Here is an 18408-nt window from a genome sequence, read left to right as displayed (position 1 = left end):
ATCCTGCCAGACGAAGGAGGGCGATAATCAATTAATAAGGAGCTGTTTCAAATTATAGTTTCAGGTGTGATGATTCCGTTTCTGGGTACGGCCCTGGGAGCGGCGTGTGTGTTTTTTGTAAAGAATTCCATAAAGCTGTCGGTACACAAGATTCTTCTTGGATTTGCTTCCGGAGTGATGGTGGCAGCCTCGGTCTGGTCGCTTTTGATTCCGGCTATAGATATGTCTGCTCATCTGGGGCATTTTGCCTTTATTCCAGCTGTAGCCGGTCTGGCGGTGGGAATGATATTTTTACTTCTGATGGATAAAATGATTCCCCATCTTCACTATGGAAGCCAGGATCCAGAGGGACCGAAAAGCGGCCTGGCAAGAACAACCATGCTGGTGTTGGCAGTCACTCTCCACAATATTCCTGAGGGTATGGCAGTTGGTGTGGTATTTGCAGGATTGGTGGCAGGAGATGCTTCTATTTCTGCAGCAGGAGCTTTTGCTTTGGCTGTGGGAATTGCCATTCAGAATTTTCCTGAGGGCGCGATTATTTCTCTTCCCCTGCGAAGCGGCGGAATGGGGAGAAAAAGAGCCTTTCTTATGGGAGCCTTATCTGGTATTGTAGAGCCTATTGGCGCAGTTATTACGATTGCTCTGGCTAAAATTATGTCTCCCATTCTTCCCTACACCCTGGCATTTGCAGCAGGTGCTATGCTGTATGTGGTGGTAGAGGAGCTGATTCCAGAATCCTCAGAGGGAGATCATTCGGATAAAGGAACCCTGGGATTTGCTTTGGGATTTATGATTATGATGACGCTGGATGTAGCGCTTGGATAAAATAGATAGAAAAAAGACAAAGGAGGAGCTTATGACACAAAAAGAAGTGCTGGAGCAGGCGAGAGCCTGCCTGGGAAAATACTGTAAGGGGTGCGCAGTCTGTGACGGAAGAGCCTGCAGAAACCAGATACCGGGACCGGGGGCAAAGGGTGCAGGTGATACGGCTATCCGGAATTACGATAAATGGAAGGAAATCCGGGTGCAGATGGATACCATCTGTGAAAACCGTCCGGCTGATACCCGGTTTCAGATGTTTGGCCGTACCTTTGCCTATCCATTTTTTGCAGGGCCCGTGGGCGCTGTCAATCTTCATTATGGAGAAAAGTATAACGATGCCACATACAATGATGTGCTGGTGAGAGCCTGCGCATCAGCCGGCATCGCGGCGTTTACCGGCGATGGAACGGATCCGAAGGTGATGGAGGCAGCGGCAGCGGCGGTGGGAGCGGCAGACGGGATGGGAGTTCCTGTTATCAAGCCCTGGAACCGGGAAACCATAAGGGAGAAGATGGAGCTGGTTCGCCAGTCAGGAGCCTTTGCGGCAGCGATGGACATTGACGCTGCAGGACTGCCGTTTTTGAAGAATATGACACCGCCGGCAGGAAGCAAGACTGTGGCAGAGCTGGCTGAAATTATCCAGGATGCAGGAGTTCCTTTTATTGTAAAAGGAGTTATGACCGTGAAGGGAGCTTTGAAGGCAAAAGAGGCAGGGGCTTCTGCGATTGTAGTATCAAACCACGGCGGACGTGTTCTGGATCAGTGTCCGGCTACAGCAGAGGTGCTGGAGGATATTGCAGAGGCAGTAGGAGATTCCATGACGGTTCTTGTAGACGGAGGAATCCGCAGTGGAGTGGATATTTTCAAGGCGCTTGCTCTGGGAGCAGACGGAGTACTGATCTGCCGCCCCTTTGTGACAGCAGTGTACGGCGGTGCAGAGGAAGGAGCCAGAGAGCTGATTGATCGTTTGGGTGCAGAGCTGAAGGATACGATGGCTATGTGCGGGGCCTCTTCGCTGGAGGAAATCAGCCGGGATATGATCTGGAAACCATAACCTGAAGTAATAGTAAACATTACCTATATATAGTTGACAAATAATATTCTCATTGTTATGATTGATTGTACTTGATAGAAAGGGTGAAAGCCATGGATAGAATTGTATTATCACTGCTGGTAGACAACACATCCGGCGTATTGAGCCGTGTTGCGGGGCTGTTCAGCCGGCGCGGCTATAACATCGACAGCCTTACAGTTGGTGTGACTGCAGATGAGCGGTATTCCAGAATGACGGTGGTTTCCTACGGAGATCAGAATATTCTGGAGCAGATTGAGAAGCAGCTTCGCAAACTGGAGGACGTTCGGGATATCAAGGAGCTGAAGCCGGGACATTCCGTATATCGGGAACTGATTATGGTAAAGGTTCGCGCAAATGCCAGCCAGAGGCAGGCTGTCAGCGCTATTTCCGATATTTTCCGCGCCACGATTGTGGATGTGGGCAAGGATTCCCTGACCGTCATGCTGACCGGGGACCAGTCAAAATTGGATGCCCTTATTAACCTGCTGGAGGATTACGAGATTCTGGAGCTTGCAAGAACCGGCCTGACCGGCCTTTCCCGCGGCTCTGACGATATCAGGTATCTGCCGTAGGCAGCTTCGAAAAATCTACAAAACAGGAACTCAGAGGAGGAAAATGACAATGGCAAAAATTTATTATCAGGAAGACTGTAACTTATCCTTACTGGATGGCAAGACAATTGCGATTATCGGATACGGCAGCCAGGGACATGCTCATGCCCTGAACTTAAAGGAATCCGGATGCAATGTCATTATCGGTCTTTATGAAGGAAGCAAATCCTGGGCAAAAGCAGAAAATCAGGGCTTCCAGGTTTACACTGCGGCAGAGGCTGCAAAAAAGGCAGATATTATTATGATCCTGATTAACGATGAGCTGCAGGCTGATATGTATAAGAACGACATTGAACCGAATCTGGAAGAGGGCAATATGCTGATGTTCGCTCATGGTTTCAATATCCATTTCGGCTGCATTAAGCCGCCGGCATATGTGGATGTTACTATGATTGCTCCGAAGGCTCCGGGTCATACAGTTCGCAGCGAGTACCAGGAAGGCAAGGGAACTCCCTGTCTGGTAGCAGTAGAGCAGGATTACACAGGAAAGGCTCTGGAGAAGGCTCTGGCTTATGGTCTGGCTATCGGCGGTGCAAGAGCTGGTCTTCTGGAGACTACTTTCCGTACTGAGACCGAGACGGATCTGTTTGGTGAGCAGGCTGTTCTGTGCGGCGGCGTATGTGCTCTGATGCAGGCAGGCTTCGAGACTCTGGTTGAGGCAGGTTATGATCCGAGAAATGCTTATTTTGAGTGTATCCATGAGATGAAGCTGATTGTAGATCTGATTTATCAGTCTGGATTTGCAGGTATGCGGTATTCCATTTCCAATACTGCAGAGTACGGCGATTATATTACCGGACCGAAGATCATTACGGAAGATACCAAGAAGGCTATGAAGAAGATTCTGACTGATATTCAGGACGGTACCTTTGCAAAGGAATTCCTGCTGGATATGAGCCCGGCTGGACGTCAGGTTCACTTCAAGGCTATGAGAAAGCTGGCTTCCGAGCATCCGTCTGAGAAGGTGGGCGAGGAGATCAGAAAGCTGTACAGCTGGAACGACGAGAGCGGAAAGCTGATCAACAACTAAAACTGTAAAAACGCTTATAAAAAATGGAAAATCGCTGTGCAGTGTGAAGCTGTACAGCGATTTTGTGAATCCGCAGATAAAAATTGCAACTGAACTGTTACAAAGAGTTACAGATGCGTTTCCCTGCAGTAATCCAGAAAGGTTTCCAGAGCCCGTGTGGTGCGGCCGCTGTGGTATACAAAGCCAACCGTTCGTTTGCGGATGGGAGGCTCCAGGGGAAGCTGAATGAGCTTTCCCTGCTCCAGATCTTCTTTAACAAATTCTTTGATAACGCATCCGATTCCAAGACCAATTCTTGCAAACTCAATCAGCAGATCCATAGTTGTTACTTCCAGATAGTTATTGACTGTAATCTGGTGGAGGGACATATATTCGTCAATATAATTCCTGGTAACATTATTTTTATCCAGCAGCATAATATTTCCGGATTGGAATATGTTGGAATCTCCGCCTTCCCTGAGGCGTAGATTTTCCAGATAGGAAGGAGTTGCGGCGAAAATATCTTCAATCTGAGTAATCGGGATAAATACAATGTTTTTCTGAGGCTTTGGTTCCGCCACCAGCCCCAGATCAATTCTCTGCTGCTCCAGCTTGGAAAGAGTATGGGCGGAGGACTGGTTTTCGATGGTGATTTTGATATGGGGATATTGTTCGATAAAGCCCTTGAGGTAATTGACCATAATAAATCGGCACAGGGTATTGCTGACACCAATATGGATATGGCCGAGGTTAAATTCCCGAATGCGCTTGAGCTCCTGCTCGCCGATGGAAAGCTGCTCGAAGGCAGCTCTGGTATGCTCAAACAGCACCTGCCCTTCTTCTGTCAGCTGCACGCCCCGGGAATTGCGGGTGAAAAGAGAGGTATGCAGGCTGTCTTCCAGTTTGCTGATAGATTTGCTGATAGCCGGCTGGCTGATGTAAAGCTCCTTGGCAGCCCTGGAAATATTTCCGGCTATGGCTACGGCATAAAAAATACGGTACTGGGATAGATTCTGGTCCATAAAATGTCTGTATAACCTCCTGTTATAATATATATGAGTATTATCTATTGTCATTATAACAATGGAAATGATATAATACAATCAATTCGTGAAAAAATTTGTCTGCCGGTTTCTTGATCAGGGCAGAAAACAGGAGGGAACTATGTCATCAGGTAAAATTTTTAAGTTTCACAACGACCTGGATACCGATCAGATTATTGCATCTCAGTACCTTTTGCTTCCCAGCATTGATGAGATGAAGGAGCATACATTTGAATCTCTGGATCCGGATTTTCCCAAAAAGGTGAAACCCGGCGATTACGTAGTGGGCGGAGAAAATTTTGGCTGCGGCTCTTCCAGAGAGCAGGCTCCCAGTGTGTTAAAGGCTCTTGGGGTAAAGGCCGTTGTGGCCAAGTCCTTTGCCCGGATTTTTTACCGGAATGCCATTAATATTGGACTTCCTGTAATTGTGTGCAAGGAGCTCCCGGACGCGGTAAAAACAGGAGATGAAATGGAACTTTCTATGACTGACGGCACAGCAAAGGCAAATGGCGTCAGCTATGCCTGTACCAAGCTGCCGCCTTATATGCAGCAGATTTTAAATCAGGGCGGACTGATTGCATCACTGAATAAGGAGGAGGCATAGGCCATGGGAATGACAATTGCAGAGAAGATAATAGCCCGGGCAGCCGGAGTAGATCAGGTTCGGGCAGGGGACATTCATACAGTAAGGCTGGATCGGATGATGAGCAATGATGGAACGACGCATCTGACTGTGGACATGTACCACAGTAAATTAAAAAATCCCCGGATTGCGGATCCTGGCAAAATGGTATTTATTGTGGATCACAACGTACCCTCTGACAGTCCCAAAACAGCAGCATCCCAGAAGAAAATGCGGGATTTTGCAAGAGAGCATGGAATTGATTTCTGGGAGGGAAAGGGCGTTTGCCATCAGATTATGATGGAGAATTATGTCTGTCCTGGAGAGCTGATTTTCGGAGCGGACAGCCACACCTGCACCTACGGTGCTCTGGGCGCTTTTGGAACGGGAGTGGGATGTACAGATCTTCTTTACGGTATGGTAACAGGGACCTCCTGGGTTCTGGTTCCGGAAACAGTGAAATTTAATCTGATCGGAAAGCTTCCAGAGGGCGTGTATCCCAGAGATTTGATGCTGACCATTATCGGTAAGATTGGAGCCAATGGGGTGAATTATCAGGTAATGGAGTTTACGGGAGACGGGGCAAAGACATTAAGCGTCAATGACAGAATGGTGCTCTGCAATTTGGCGGTAGAGGCAGGCGCAAAGACTGCCATTTTTGAGGCAGATGAGATTGCTATGGAATATCTTCGAGAAAGAGGACGGGAGCCGAAGGCTGTTTTTCACAGTGATGAAGATGCAGTTTATGTACGGGAATATACCTTTGATTTGTCTCAGATTGAGCCTGTGGCTGCACGACCTGATTTTGTGGATGATGTGGTACCGGCAAAAGAGGTATGCGGGATCCGGATTGATGAGGCATTTTTAGGCTCCTGCAATAACGGAAGAATTGATGATCTCCGGGTAGGCGCTTCTCTCTTAAAGGGAAGAAGAGTAGCGGATCATGTACGTTTTCTGGTGGTTCCGGCCAGCCAGGAGGTATATCTGCAGGCACTGGAGGAAGGCCTGATTTCTGTTTTCATGGAAAGCGGAGCTATTGTCATGAATCCCAACTGCAGTGTCTGCTGGGGCAGCTGTCAGGGTGTCATTGGAGAAAATGAGGTTTTGATCAGCACAGGAACAAGGAATTTCAAAGGACGGGCAGGACATCCCAGCTCGAAGGTATATCTGGGATCAGCGGCTACAGTGACTGCGTCTGCGGTGAAGGGTGAGATCTGCACAGCAGATATGCTGTAGAAGAAAACCGGAAATCAAAACAGGAAGGACTACAATATATGGAACAGTTTACAGGAAGAGTATGGGTGCTGGGAGATGATATTGATACAGATATTATTATTCCAACCGAATACCTTGCGTTAAAAACCATAGAGGATATGAAGCAGTACGGCTTTTCTCCCCTGCGTCCGGAGCTGGCCGGACAGATTCAGCCGGGAGACATGATTGTGGCAGGGAAAAATTTTGGCTGCGGCTCCTCAAGAGAGCAGGCGCCGGAGGTGATTAAGGCCTTGGGAATCCGGTGTATTATTGCCAGATCCTTTGCCCGGATCTTTTTCCGTAATTCTATTAATAACGGGCTTCTTTTGATCGAACAGCCGGATTTGCGGGATGCGGTGGAAGAGGGAGACACGATTACAGTAACGGTAAATCAGGATATTGAGCATAAGGGAGCTCGTTACCCGATTGCAGCGCTGCCGGACAATCTGGTGGAAATTATTCAGGCAGGCGGTCTTGTGAAGGCCATGCAGAAAAGAAACGGACGGAACTGAGAAGGAGAGAAGCTCTATGGGACAGACAATCATTGAAAAAATCATTGCCCGGAATATCGGTGCTTCTTTTGTGAAGCCGGGAGACATTGTAACGGTTCATGCAGACCGGGTGATGCTGGATGATATTATGATTCCCTTTATTGTGGAAAAGTTTAAAGAGATGGGATTTCCGAAAATCTGGGATCCGGATAAGGTGGTGCTGATTTATGATCACCTGGTTCCGGCCAGTCAGCAGGATGATGTCCGCCATTACCGGGTGGGCGATGCCTTTGCTGCAGAATACGGAATTAAAAATCTCCACAGAAGCGATGGAATCTGCCATCAGCTGATGACAGAGGCTGGCTATGTGAAGCCGGGAGACGTGGTATTCGGTACCGACAGCCATACAACAACCTACGGCTGCGTGGGCGCTTTTTCTACTGGAATTGGCTATACGGAAATGGCGGCGATTCTGGGAACGGGGACTTTGTGGGTAAAGGTGCCGGAGACTATTCGGATCTGCATTGAAGGAAATCTGCCGGAGGGTGTCATGTCAAAGGATGTGATTCTTCGGATTATCGGAGATCTGGGGGCAGACGGCGCGACCTACCGTTGTCTGGAATTTACCGGCAGCGCAGTGGAGGCCATGACGGTTTCTAGCAGGATGACAATGGCTAATATGGCAATTGAAGCAGGAGCAAAGTGTGCGGTCTTTTCACCGGATGAAAAAACGGCAGAATACTGTGATATCCGGCTGGATGAATTCCAGAAGCAGTTAAAGAGTGATGAGGATGCGTCTTATTTTAAGACAATGACCTACCGGGCAGAGGATTTTGTTCCGGTTATGGCATGTCCTTCTCAGGTGGACAAAATCAGGGATGTCAGTGAACTGGAGGGCATTGCCATTGATCAGGTCTTTATCGGATCCTGTACCAACGGACGTCTGGAGGATCTGGCAGCGGCAGCGCAGGTTCTGAAGGGCAGGAAAACAGCAGATTTTGTAAAGCTGATTGTGACCCCGGCCAGTCGGAAGGTATATGAGGAAGCGGCAAAGCAGGGCATACTGAAAGTTCTTGCAGAAGCAGGAGCTGTGATTACCCATCCAGGCTGTGGGCTATGCTGTGGACGTACCGGCGGTATTTTAAGTGACGGAGAGCGGGTTGTAGCTACAAACAACAGAAATTTCCTGGGGCGTATGGGAACCTCAAAGGTGGAAATTTATCTGGCATCTCCCGCAACGGCAGCAGCCTGTGCTGTGGCAGGAAAAATTGTTTCTGCACAGACAGTGGAAAAATCAGTCAGATAAGGAAGCGTCATGAAAACAGGAAAAACAGAAAAAACAGAAAAAACAAATGTGATGCGCCTTTTGGATGCAGCAGGGATTCCCTACCGTTCCATGGAGTATCCGGTAGATGAGAATGATTTATCAGGAGTTCATGTGGCGGCAGTTCTCGGTCAGGATGTGGACACAGTCTTTAAAACTTTGGTTTTAAAAGGGGAAAAAACAGGATATCTGGTTTGCTGTATTCCAGTTGCAGAGGAGCTGGATTTAAAAAAGGCTGCAAGAGCAGCAGGAGACAAGAAGGTGGAGATGATTCCCATGAAGGATCTGCTTGCAGTGACCGGATATATTCGGGGCGGCTGTTCTCCGATAGGAATGAAAAAGAAATTTCCTACTTATATAGAAGAGACGGCAGTGCTGTTTGATGAAATTGCAGTCAGCGCCGGAGTCCGAGGCGCCCAGATTATTATAAATCCGGAGAAGCTGAAGGATTATGTGGGAGCCTCTTTTGTCAGTCTTGTACAGGATTGAGAAGGGGTATAAAGAAATCGAAAATAAGAAAGAAGCTCGTGCGGGCTTCTTTCTTATTTTGATCCTTTTTCCAAAAGTAACTGTTCTGGACGGGGAGAGGAGGAAAAAAGGAGAAGAAATGTCCGATATCTGTGAAATGTGAGACATTGTAAAAAGAGGAAAAAGAAAATGTAACAAAAATTTAATATTTATGTAATATTAAAATGAGAGTATTGAATGAAAACAAGAAGAAATAAAGACAAAAATAAAGCACTATATACAAAAATTGCAATTGTCGCTTTCAGTCGAAAAGTTATTTATCACAAAAATATGAACGGGTTCTTGACATTCTTGTAATACCCCCACTATAATATCAGATGTTACTACAAAACGGGCAATTTTAGGAATCAGATTTTAAATTTGCCAAAAAAAATGGCGAATTTTGGGAATTGCTTATTTTGATGAAAAGAAAGGGGTATTGTATGTCTTCATTATGCTCATTTCTTCATTCGGTTTGTCAGCTGGTAAAGGTTCTGATGGCTCCGGCCATTACAGTAACCAAGCAGATATACCGTTCTTCAGCAGTGATTTTATCAGGGACAGTGATTGTGGCTGTTATGACATTTACATCCGCAGGATTTTCCGGCGGAGGACACAATGCCCTGGCTGCATACGCAGAAACCTCCGGCGGGGAGCCGGAAACGGAGGATGTGAAGGAAGAGGAAGAAATCGCAGTGCTTACAGAAGCAAGGATACAATTACATCTGACAAATGCAGAAAGTCTGAGAAGCGGTCAGCTGCTGGCGGGGGATACGCTGGAGAAGGGACTGCAGCAGAAAGAGGCAGCAAGAAAAGAACGGCTTGCTGTGACAGAACGAACAAGAGAAGAAATCCGTCAGGTGGAAGAGGAGAAAAAACGGCAGGCAGAAAAAGAAGCGGCAAGACAGGCGGCTGTGGTTTATTATTCGGATCAGGATTATGAGGTTCTGACACGGATTGTAGAGGCAGAAGCAGGAGGCTGTGATACCAAAGGAAGGATTCTGGTAGCAAATGTGGTGTTAAACCGGGTAAAAAGCAAGGAATTTCCCAATACCATTACGGATGTTGTTTATCAGAAATCTCAGTTTTCACCAGTGTTTGACGGAAGACTGCGCACATGCAGAGTTTCAGAAAAAACAGTAGAGGCGGTAAATCGGGCTCTGGAAGGAGAGGATTATTCTCAGGGGGCTTTGTATTTTATGAACCGGAAGCATTCCCGGTCCAGAAATGTAAGCTGGTTTGATGGAAGTCTCACATTTCTGTTTCAGCATGAAAAGCATGAATTTTTTAAATAAAGCCGGCAGAACCGGAGCACTCCTGAAGGAATTACTCCGGCATCCGGAAACGAAGGGGCTTGACGAAAATCAGCACTCAGGTGCCGTACAAAAAGTGTGTGGCTTAAGCTGGATTCCACCCGTCATTTCCCTTTAAAACAAGAGATTTTACATAGAAAGCAGCCTCGGCAGGCGTGAGCGATTTCACCCAGCCGGGGCGCTTTTTCATATCGGAGGACGGGCCTGTGCTTTCGTATTCTGCATACAGGGCGTTTTCATGAGCAGCTTCTTTATTCCAGTCATGCCATCCCTCCTCACAGATATGTTCTCCGATATAACAATTTAAAAGAACTGTTTTGGCATATTCTCTCCAGGGGCGTCCCAGATAGGCGGAGTGAGGCGGGCAGTTTCCTGTAAAACGGCAGTCCTTCATAACATAGCCGTAGGGCTGTCCCTGAGGAGTAGAGGCGGCAGTTACATAGCTGTTTACCGGACGGTTAATATATTTTGAAAACAGTTCACAGTTTTCAAAATATGCGGTTGCTCCGCCGAATATGAAATCAATGTCTCCCTCCAGGTAGCAGTTTTTATAATAGTGGCGTCCGAAAACTCTGGGAAGCTTTTGGCCCGGCCCTACAAAGCCGTTTGCCTCGATCTCTTTTGGCGGGAGAGGAGCTGTAAAAAGTGTATCCTGATTGCCGAGAAAACGGCAGTTTTCAAAAACAAGCCGATCTCCGTCGGCGTACAGAGCCAGAGCCTGTCCCACGTCAGGGCCTATTCCGGAGCTGTTTTCAAAGGTAACATTTTTAAAGGTGATGTCGTGAGCTGCAATGAGGCAGGAGTAGGTGCGGAAGGTTCCGCGTTTTCCAATATCTTCCATAGGCATTCGGGCATAGAGACCGCCGGTAATGACAGTAGTTTGGGGATCGTCTCCGATAATGGTGATTCCCGGTCTTAAAATGACAATTCGCTCCCGGTAAATTCCGGCATGAAGAAAAAGTACAACCGGCTCTGTATCTCCGCCTGAGCTTCGAAAATCCGGGGCTGCAGGCAGGTTTTCTGCCTGATTGGCTTCTTCTGGAAATTCTGAGCTTTGCAGGGCTGACAGCGCCTCAAAAAGACTGCGAAAGTCTCCGCTTCCGTCTTGGGAAATGTGATATTCTTTCTGGATATTCTGATTCATAAATGGTTCCTGCTTTCTGTAAAATAATCTGACAGGCAGGGAAAGCAGCTGCCTGTGAAAGAGAACGAAATTTGTGATGCCTTCCAAAGAGAGTATATCATATTTTCTGTCAAAAGAATAGATATTGTATACATAATGCACAGCTTATTGCCCCTATATTAATTTTCTTATATTTTATTGCCGAAAATATTGACTTTTAATTCACAAAGTGAGATAATGAAGACAAATTTCGATTTAAGAAGTTTTTAGATTAAGGAGGATGTAGAATGTCAACAAAAGCGTACTATCCAATCAGTGAAATCGGAAAAGGCAAGCCTGGTTTTTCTAAAACCAGATCCATTATCGAAGCTGCTTTCTACGGCAACAATGTTATTAAAGTAAATACTTTAAAAGAAGCATATGAGTTAGCAAAAAATTCTCCAGGAACCATTGTAACCGATATGCCTGTATACAGAGGTGAAGAGTTCGGTCTTGACAAGGATGCAAAGGTTCTGTTATTTAACGATGGCGCCATTACTGGACGTTATGCTACCGCACGCCGTATTTCCGGCGAGCCAGGAGTAGACTGTGCTGCTCTGGATCTGGTGGCTATGGACGCTGTTTATGAGAGCCGCTGGAAAACCATGTATCATGCAGAGGTATTTGTAGGCCTGGATCCGGAATTCATGGTAAAGGCACATCTGCTGATTCCGGAAGGCGAAGAGAATATTATGTATAACTGGATGCTGAACTTCCAGTATATGTCTGATGAGTATGTAAAGATGTACAAGAATTCCAAGCCGGTAGGCGACGGCAAGGAAGCTGATATCTACATTTTCTCCGATCCGCAGTGGAACGGTTCCGATCGTCCGAATGTATCTCTGGACTGCCTGTCTGACCCGCAGAAGAAGACTCTGTGCTACTTTAACACCGAGACCAACTGCGCCTGCATTCTGGGTATGAGATATTTTGGTGAGCACAAGAAGGGTACCCTGACCATGGCATGGGCTATTGCAAACCGCAACGGCTACGCTTCCTGCCACGGTGGACAGAAAGAGTACACCCTGGCTGACGGCAGCAAGTTCGTTGCATCTGTATACGGACTGTCCGGCTCCGGAAAATCCACTCTGACTCATGCAAAGCATGGCGGCAAGTACGATATCAAGGTTCTGCATGATGATGCATTTATCATCAATACCGATACCTGCGCATCTATCGCACTGGAGCCGACTTATTTCGATAAGACTGCAGACTACCCCACCGGCTGCCCGGACAACCAGTATCTGCTGACTGCACAGAACTGCTCCGCAACTCTGGATGAGGACGGCAAGCTTCAGCTGGTAACTGAGGATATCCGTAACGGTAACGGACGTGCTATCAAGTCCAAACTGTGGTCCCCGAACCGTGTGGACAAGATCGAGTCTCCGGTTAATGCTATTTTCTGGATTATGAAAGACCCGACCATTCCGCCGGTAGTAAAACTGAAAGGTGCTTCTCTGGCATCTGTTATGGGCGCAACCCTGGCTACCAAGCGTTCTTCCGCAGAGCGTCTGGCTCCTGGTGCAGATCCCAACAAGCTGGTTGTAGTTCCTTATGCAAACCCGTTCCGTACCTACCCGCTGTCCAACGACTACGAGAAGTTCAAAAAGCTGGTTGAAGTGAAGAACGTAGACTGCTACATTGTCAACACCGGCGATTTCATGGGCAAGAAGGTAAAACCGGCTGATACTCTGGGTATTCTGGAAGCAATTGTTGAGAAGAAGGCAGATTTCCATCAGTGGGGTCCGTTCTCTGATATCGAGATCATGGATTGGGAAGGCTTTGTGCCGGATATGAACGACAAGGAGTATGTAGATCAGCTGAGAGCTCGTATGAATGACCGTGTCAATGAGATTAAGGCATTTGCTGAGCTGAAGGACGGCTACGACAAGCTTCCGGATGATGCGCTGGCAGCAATCCAGAAGGTAGTTGATGAGCTGAACTAAAATATAGAAAAGCTTAGAACAGATTCAATCTGATTCAGAAAGATAGAATGTGTTCTGAAAAATAGAAAGGACCGGAGAATGTTTCTTTTTAAAAGGGAAACGTCCTCCGGCCCTTTTCGTACTCAAATGCGGGGTGGAGAAAAATGGAGAAAAAATATATTTTGTTTGATCTGGATGGAACACTGACTGACTCAGCAGATGGAATTATCAATTCGGTGATTTATGCATTGAAAAGCTATGGCATAGAAGCTGATGACAGAGATGCGCTGAGGGCTTTTGTTGGACCGCCCCTGGCCGGATCTTTTTCAAAATATTATGGATTTGATGAAAGAAAGTCACTGGAAGCGGTAGAACGTTACCGGGAATATTTCCGTGAAAAGGGCCTGTTTGAAAACCAGGTGTATCCGGGAATTCGGGAAATGCTGGGGAATCTGAAACAAAGTGGAGCTGTTTTGATGGTAGCTACATCCAAGCCGGAGCTGTTTTCCAGACAGATTTTAGAGCATTTCGATCTGATGAAGTATTTTGATTTCCTGGGCGGCGCTACTATGGAGGAAAAACGGACGGCAAAGGCAGACGTGATCCGCCATGTACTGGAAACCTGTGGTCTTGAAGACTGCCTTTCAAGGATGCGAATGGTAGGAGACAGAGAGTATGATATTCTTGGCGCAAGAGAGAACAACATACAGTCTGTCGGTGTTCTTTATGGATACGGAGACCGTCGGGAGATAGAGGAAGCAGGAGCAGACACGCTGGCAGAAACCGTGGAGGATCTGGAAAAGCTTCTGATCCGGTGGCTGGAAGAGGAGTAAAGGAAGAGCTGTTTATTTTCAAAAAAAATCCGGCAGAAAACCATTCCCCGGTTCTCTGTCGGATTTTTTGATCTTAGTGTTTTTTCTTACCGTATTTTTCTTCGCAGTACATGCAGCGATAGGTTTCTGTAGCTTCATCAGCCAGATAGAAAATATGTGGCAGCTCCTGCTCAATGGAGGTAATGCAGCGCGGGTTCTTGCACCGGATGACATTGGTGATTTTCTGTGGAAGCTTTAAGGATTTTTTCTCCACAATCTTGTTGTCATGGATAATATTTACGGTAATGTTATGGTCAATATAACCCAGAACATTCAGATCCAGAGTTTCAATATTGCCGTCTACCTTGATGATATCCTTGCGTCCCATCTTGTTGCTGCGGGCATTTTTGATAATTGCAACCTGGCAGTCCAGCTTATCCAATCCCAGGTTATAGTAGATGTCCAGGCTTTTTCCTGCCTGAATGTGGTCTAAAACAACGCCTTCCTGCAATCCACTGATATTTAACATGGTTTCTGCACCTCCAGTAAAGTCATAATCAAAGCCATGCGCACATACATGCCGTACTGTACCTGTTTAAAGTAGGCTGCTCTTGGGTCAGAGTCCACTTCTGTGGAAATCTCATTGACACGAGGCAGGGGATGAAGTACAAACATATTGTCCTTGGCCAGTTTCATTTTTTCTTTATTCAGAATATAGCTGTCCTTCAAGCGAATATAGTCCTCTTCGTTAAAGAAACGTTCCTTCTGAACACGGGTCATGTAAAGGATGTCCAGCTCCGGCATGGCTGCATCCAGACTGTTTACTTCTTTGAATTCTATATTATGTGCTTTTAATACATCATCGCGGATGTAGCTGGGAACCTTCAGCTCATCTGGAGCAATCAGGACAAATTTTACATTGGGGTAGCGCACCATTGCTTCAATCAGAGAGTGGACGGTACGGCCGAATTTTAAGTCACCGCAGAGACCGATAGTCATATTGTCCAGGCGTCCGGTGAGAGAGCGGATAGTCATCAAATCGGTCAGAGTCTGGGTGGGATGCTGATGTCCGCCGTCACCGGCATTGATTACCGGAATGTTAGAAGCCATAGAAGCGACCAGGGCAGATCCCTCTTTGGGATGGCGCATAGCAGCAATATCTGCATAGCAGGATACGGTTCGGATGGTATCCGCTACGCTTTCTCCTTTTGCAGCAGAACTGGAATTGGCCGAAGAAAAACCAAGTACGCTGCCACCCAGATGCAACATAGCAGATTCAAAACTGAGGCGGGTTCTTGTACTTGGTTCATAAAATAAAGTAGCTAATATCTTGCCGTCACAAACGTGAGCATATTGGGAAAGGTGATGTTCAATATCAGAAGCCAATGATAAAAGCTGATCGATTTCTTCTACTGAAAAATCCAATGGGTTTAACATGTGTCTCATGGCGTATCTCCTTTTTTATTCGTTTGGACAATATTATATATGATTCTGAGAAGGATTTCCAGTCTTTTTTTGAAAAAAGTGAAACTTTTTTCGTCTTCAGAAAGTCTAAAATAGATGTAATGACTATTTAAAGAAGATTAAGAAAAATGTTATGCATGAATGGTCAAGATCGTGTATACTGTTTTTAGACAGAACCAATAGAGGGAGAGCTGTCTGAGCGGAGGTTATATGGGGGCAGAGAGAATACCGATTATTCAGGTAAAAGATTTGTATAAAATATATAAAGTCGGAACGAATAAGGTCTATGCCTTAAATGGAGTGGATTTTACCATGTATAAAGGCGAGTTCTGTGCAATTGTAGGTCCTTCTGGTTCCGGAAAATCGACGCTGCTGAATATGCTGGCCGGATTGGAAAAGCCGTCAAAGGGCGAGATTGTGATTGCAGGAAAGCATATGGAGCGAATGAATGAGAATCAGCTGGTGGCTTTTCGAAGAGATCATGTGGGATTTATTTTTCAGTCCTACAATCTGCTGCAGACGATGAATGCAGTAGAGAATGTGGCATTTCCCTTGTCGTTTCGTGGGGTTCCAAAGCATGTGAGGAATAAAAAGGCTATGAAATATCTGAAGCTGGTTGGCCTGGAAAAGCAGGCGAAGCATATGGCAAATGCCATGTCAGGAGGCCAGCAGCAGCGCGTAGGTATAGCCAGAGCTCTTGTGGTGAATCCGAAGATTATTTTTGCGGACGAGCCTACGGGAAATCTGGATTCTAAAACAACCAGGGAGGTGCTGAAGCTGATGCGGCAGATTGTCCGGGAACAAAATCAGACGTTGGTTATGGTTACCCATGACAATTATATTGCAGGCTTTGCAGATCGACAGTTTCATATTGTAGACGGAAAGATTTTCAAAATTGAAGAAAATCATCATCCTGATGAAGGAGAGGATGAGACAGACGGAATTTTGACAGAAAAAAGAACGAGTGAGACGGAAGAAAAAGATGCGTCGGAGAATCAGCCGATAGGCCAGAATGAGGGAGAGCCTGCCGGTGGAAAAACAGAATGAGGAAAATGACCCGTGAAGGGGAAGAAAACAAGGAAAGAAGAGGGTAGAAAAAGCATGAAACAGTTAAAACGCAGACTCGCCATGTGTATGGCAGTGATGTTGATGATACTTGCAGTGCCGGTTCCGACCTTTGCAGCACAGGTATCCATTACATCAGATAAGATTGCACGAGGGAAGACGGGGAAAAATATGACCGTTTCCTTTTCCATTGAAAGCAGTTCGAAGCTGGAAGAAATTTATATCGGATTTGATGTGACTGGAGGAGAGATCTGGGACGAGACAGAGGAAGATATGCAGTATGGCTACTCCTTCCCATTTGAGGTAACAGGTTCTCTTCATGACAGAGAGAAACCGAAACGTGTAGGAACTCTGGATGGGAAAAAAAGTGTGTCTTTGAGCGGAAGGGTAAGAAACGATCTGACAGAAGGATATTACAAGGTGCCGGTTGTAGTGCTGCGTAAGGTCAGCGAGGGCGGTTTTGAGCAGCTGGGATACGAAGATCTCCAAATCTGGATTAGCAAGGGAACCGGGACAGATAATGAGGATGATGAGAATCATACTTATGATTTTGTTCTCGGAGAGGGACAGAGCACTCCCGATGGAGTTTATCCCAATGTGATGAACTTTTCCATCAATCTGAGAAATAACAGCCCGGCAACCGTATATAACGTAAAAGCCAGCATGATTCTGGATCCGGACAGTACCAAATTTCCTTTTGAAATTAACGATGCAAACTATGACAGAATGTTTGAAAAAATTGCTGTTGACGAGACTGTGTCCCTGGATTACAGCTTTGCAATTCGGGAGGATACCTATACGGGATATTATCCTATTTCCATGAAGATTTATTATTCTGACAGCTCTACAGGCAGCGAGCTTGCCAATTATGAAACCAAGTTTTATGTGCGGATACATAACAAAGAAAAAGAGGATGAGTATGAGGAATTCAATGAGCATGACAGAACGAAGGCTCGTTTGATTATTGATGGATTTGCTACGAACCCGGAGATGATTGTGGCAGGAGAAGCCTTTGAGCTGATTTTAAATGTGAAGAATGCTTCCAGCAGTGTACCGGCATCGGATATTCTGATGACAGTAGAATCTGAGAAGGCATCAGAAAGTCCCGTTTTTTCTACAGAGGCAGGTTCCTCTTCTGTATCAATCAGTTCCCTGGGGGCAGGACAGAGCCAGGAGGTTCGCCTGCGTCTTTCTTCACGGGCAGGTGTGGATCAGCGTTCTTATGGCCTTACCTTTAAGGCAAAATATGACAGCCCGGAGTTTAAAAATGCAGAGGAGACGATGAATGTAGATATTCCGATTCGTCAGATTCCACGTCTCAATACAGGTACGTTTGAGATTATGCCGGAAGCTATTTCGGTGGGAGAAGAAAGTAATGTGATGTTCGGCATTAATAATACAGGCAAGGTAACTTTGTATAATGTAATGGTAAAGTTTGAGGCAGATTCTATTCAGACTACAGATACCTATGTAGGAAATATTAAGCCGGGAGAAACTGGCAATGTGGATTGTATGGTGACAGGTACAGCTCCGACGGCAGACGAAGGAAAAATTAAAGTGACGATCTCCTATGAGGATGAAAACGGTGAAATTTCAGAAGAGCATAAAGAAATGAATCTTTTTGTTTCTGATCCTATGCCCGCAGAGGATGAGATGATGGGGGGAGGTATGGACGAGCTTCCGATGGAGGAGCCGGGATTTTTGGAAAAGTACAGCAGTGTTCTGCTTCCGGTTTCTTTAGGGGCAGTTGCAGTTTTGACCTTGATTTTGGCAGGAATTGCTGTGCGCAGCAGAAAACGCCGGAAAGAGCAGGAAGAGCAGGAGGATGATGAACTGTAAGAAAAATAGAAGTATGACAGAAAGACTGGTTTGGCAGCGGACAAGAAGCTTTAGGTGTCTGCCTTATGTG

Annotated in this window: 18 protein-coding genes; 14 read left to right on the top strand and 4 right to left on the bottom strand. The window is 46.3% G+C overall.

The window, feature by feature from the left end:
• The first annotated feature begins 69 nt into the window (after positions 1-69).
• The 4 genes from ACESON_RS09570 to ilvC all read left to right on the top strand — a co-directional run bounded on the left by ACESON_RS09570 (position 70) and on the right by ilvC (position 3538).
• The gene (locus tag ACESON_RS09570) at positions 70-825 is read left to right on the top strand and encodes a ZIP family metal transporter (RefSeq protein WP_177959251.1); all 756 of its coding nucleotides are present in this window, start codon (positions 70-72) and stop codon (positions 823-825) included.
• Positions 826-856: 31 nt separating this feature from the next.
• Positions 857-1876, top strand: coding sequence for an alpha-hydroxy-acid oxidizing protein (locus ACESON_RS09565; RefSeq protein WP_373109501.1), 1020 nt, complete (start codon positions 857-859; stop codon positions 1874-1876).
• Positions 1877-1968: 92 nt separating this feature from the next.
• On the top strand, positions 1969-2469 hold the full coding sequence (gene ilvN, locus ACESON_RS09560) for an acetolactate synthase small subunit (RefSeq protein ID WP_177959253.1): 501 nt from the start codon (positions 1969-1971) through the stop codon (positions 2467-2469).
• A gap of 13 nt (positions 2470-2482) precedes the next feature.
• Positions 2483-3538 carry a ketol-acid reductoisomerase gene (ilvC, locus tag ACESON_RS09555; protein ID WP_373109607.1) on the top strand — a complete coding sequence of 352 codons (1056 nt, stop codon included), beginning with the start codon at positions 2483-2485 and terminating at the stop codon, positions 3536-3538.
• A gap of 107 nt (positions 3539-3645) precedes the next feature.
• Here the strand turns inward: ilvC and ACESON_RS09550 are convergent, their stop codons facing one another.
• Entirely contained in the window at positions 3646-4539 is an 894-nt protein-coding gene (locus ACESON_RS09550; RefSeq protein ID WP_177959255.1) for a LysR substrate-binding domain-containing protein, read from the bottom strand.
• Positions 4540-4681: 142 nt separating this feature from the next.
• Between ACESON_RS09550 and leuD the strand changes: the two genes are divergently transcribed.
• From leuD to ACESON_RS09520, 6 genes are all read left to right on the top strand, one after another.
• Entirely contained in the window at positions 4682-5164 is a 483-nt protein-coding gene (gene leuD / locus ACESON_RS09545) for a 3-isopropylmalate dehydratase small subunit (protein WP_373109499.1), read from the top strand.
• Positions 5165-5167: 3 nt separating this feature from the next.
• Complete coding sequence (locus ACESON_RS09540; RefSeq protein ID WP_373109497.1) at positions 5168-6418, top strand: aconitase/3-isopropylmalate dehydratase large subunit family protein; 1251 nt, start codon at positions 5168-5170, stop codon at positions 6416-6418.
• Between the two features lie 38 nt (positions 6419-6456).
• Positions 6457-6948, top strand: coding sequence for a 3-isopropylmalate dehydratase (locus ACESON_RS09535; protein ID WP_177959258.1), 492 nt, complete (start codon positions 6457-6459; stop codon positions 6946-6948).
• A 16-nt stretch (positions 6949-6964) separates the two neighbouring features.
• Complete coding sequence (locus ACESON_RS09530; RefSeq protein WP_177959259.1) at positions 6965-8233, top strand: aconitase/3-isopropylmalate dehydratase large subunit family protein; 1269 nt, start codon at positions 6965-6967, stop codon at positions 8231-8233.
• A 9-nt stretch (positions 8234-8242) separates the two neighbouring features.
• The gene (gene ybaK / locus ACESON_RS09525; protein WP_373109494.1) at positions 8243-8740 is read left to right on the top strand and encodes a Cys-tRNA(Pro) deacylase; all 498 of its coding nucleotides are present in this window, start codon (positions 8243-8245) and stop codon (positions 8738-8740) included.
• Between the two features lie 461 nt (positions 8741-9201).
• A complete protein-coding gene (locus tag ACESON_RS09520) occupies positions 9202-10053 on the top strand; it encodes a cell wall hydrolase (protein WP_373109493.1) in 852 nt (283 codons plus the stop codon).
• Between the two features lie 103 nt (positions 10054-10156).
• Here ACESON_RS09520 and ACESON_RS09515 read toward each other — a convergent pair whose 3' ends face one another.
• Entirely contained in the window at positions 10157-11215 is a 1059-nt protein-coding gene (locus tag ACESON_RS09515; protein WP_373109491.1) for a pectinesterase family protein, read from the bottom strand.
• 266 nt (positions 11216-11481) lie between these two features.
• Between ACESON_RS09515 and ACESON_RS09510 the strand changes: the two genes are divergently transcribed.
• Positions 11482-13179, top strand: a complete 1698-nt coding sequence (locus ACESON_RS09510; RefSeq protein ID WP_177959263.1) for a phosphoenolpyruvate carboxykinase (ATP) — start codon at positions 11482-11484, stop codon at positions 13177-13179.
• 143 nt (positions 13180-13322) lie between these two features.
• Positions 13323-13991, top strand: a complete 669-nt coding sequence (locus ACESON_RS09505; RefSeq protein WP_373109489.1) for an HAD family hydrolase — start codon at positions 13323-13325, stop codon at positions 13989-13991.
• Positions 13992-14064: 73 nt separating this feature from the next.
• Here the strand turns inward: ACESON_RS09505 and ACESON_RS09500 are convergent, their stop codons facing one another.
• Positions 14065-14499 carry an aspartate carbamoyltransferase regulatory subunit gene (locus ACESON_RS09500; protein WP_373109487.1) on the bottom strand — a complete coding sequence of 145 codons (435 nt, stop codon included), beginning with the start codon at positions 14497-14499 and terminating at the stop codon, positions 14065-14067.
• On the bottom strand, positions 14493-15416 hold the full coding sequence (gene pyrB / locus ACESON_RS09495) for an aspartate carbamoyltransferase (RefSeq protein ID WP_373109485.1): 924 nt from the start codon (positions 15414-15416) through the stop codon (positions 14493-14495). The genes ACESON_RS09500 and pyrB overlap by 7 nt, the downstream gene beginning before the upstream one ends.
• Positions 15417-15644: 228 nt before the next feature.
• Between pyrB and ACESON_RS09490 the strand changes: the two genes are divergently transcribed.
• Both ACESON_RS09490 and ACESON_RS09485 read left to right on the top strand, forming a co-directional pair.
• Positions 15645-16481, top strand: a complete 837-nt coding sequence (locus ACESON_RS09490) for an ATP-binding cassette domain-containing protein (RefSeq protein WP_177959267.1) — start codon at positions 15645-15647, stop codon at positions 16479-16481.
• 54 nt (positions 16482-16535) lie between these two features.
• Positions 16536-18338 (top strand): COG1361 S-layer family protein, encoded by a 1803-nt coding sequence (locus tag ACESON_RS09485; protein WP_373109483.1) that lies wholly within the window; start codon positions 16536-16538, stop codon positions 18336-18338.
• The last annotated feature ends 70 nt before the right edge of the window (positions 18339-18408 follow it).

Source organism: Lachnoclostridium sp. Marseille-P6806 (assembly GCF_964238185.1).
In the GTDB taxonomy this organism is placed as follows: Bacteria; Bacillota; Clostridia; order Lachnospirales; family Lachnospiraceae; genus Brotaphodocola.
Note: the sequence above shows the minus strand (reverse complement) of the source record. Positions and strands in the feature narration are given on the sequence as shown.

Excerpts from the sequence above, each read along its gene's own strand:
- ACESON_RS09570 (WP_177959251.1), top strand. The coding sequence starts at position 70 with ATGATTCCGTTTCTGGGTACGGCCCTGGGAGCGGCGTGTGTGTTTTTT.
- ACESON_RS09565 (WP_373109501.1), top strand. The coding sequence starts at position 857 with ATGACACAAAAAGAAGTGCTGGAGCAGGCGAGAGCCTGCCTGGGAAAA.
- ilvN (WP_177959253.1), top strand. The coding sequence starts at position 1,969 with ATGGATAGAATTGTATTATCACTGCTGGTAGACAACACATCCGGCGTA.
- ACESON_RS09550 (WP_177959255.1), bottom strand. The coding sequence starts at position 4,539 with ATGGACCAGAATCTATCCCAGTACCGTATTTTTTATGCCGTAGCCATA.
- leuD (WP_373109499.1), top strand. The coding sequence starts at position 4,682 with ATGTCATCAGGTAAAATTTTTAAGTTTCACAACGACCTGGATACCGAT.
- ACESON_RS09540 (WP_373109497.1), top strand. The coding sequence starts at position 5,168 with ATGGGAATGACAATTGCAGAGAAGATAATAGCCCGGGCAGCCGGAGTA.
- ACESON_RS09535 (WP_177959258.1), top strand. The coding sequence starts at position 6,457 with ATGGAACAGTTTACAGGAAGAGTATGGGTGCTGGGAGATGATATTGAT.
- ACESON_RS09530 (WP_177959259.1), top strand. The coding sequence starts at position 6,965 with ATGGGACAGACAATCATTGAAAAAATCATTGCCCGGAATATCGGTGCT.
- ybaK (WP_373109494.1), top strand. The coding sequence starts at position 8,243 with ATGAAAACAGGAAAAACAGAAAAAACAGAAAAAACAAATGTGATGCGC.
- ACESON_RS09520 (WP_373109493.1), top strand. The coding sequence starts at position 9,202 with ATGTCTTCATTATGCTCATTTCTTCATTCGGTTTGTCAGCTGGTAAAG.
- ACESON_RS09515 (WP_373109491.1), bottom strand. The coding sequence starts at position 11,215 with ATGAATCAGAATATCCAGAAAGAATATCACATTTCCCAAGACGGAAGC.
- ACESON_RS09510 (WP_177959263.1), top strand. The coding sequence starts at position 11,482 with ATGTCAACAAAAGCGTACTATCCAATCAGTGAAATCGGAAAAGGCAAG.
- ACESON_RS09505 (WP_373109489.1), top strand. The coding sequence starts at position 13,323 with ATGGAGAAAAAATATATTTTGTTTGATCTGGATGGAACACTGACTGAC.
- ACESON_RS09500 (WP_373109487.1), bottom strand. The coding sequence starts at position 14,499 with ATGTTAAATATCAGTGGATTGCAGGAAGGCGTTGTTTTAGACCACATT.
- pyrB (WP_373109485.1), bottom strand. The coding sequence starts at position 15,416 with ATGAGACACATGTTAAACCCATTGGATTTTTCAGTAGAAGAAATCGAT.
- ACESON_RS09490 (WP_177959267.1), top strand. The coding sequence starts at position 15,645 with ATGGGGGCAGAGAGAATACCGATTATTCAGGTAAAAGATTTGTATAAA.
- ACESON_RS09485 (WP_373109483.1), top strand. The coding sequence starts at position 16,536 with ATGAAACAGTTAAAACGCAGACTCGCCATGTGTATGGCAGTGATGTTG.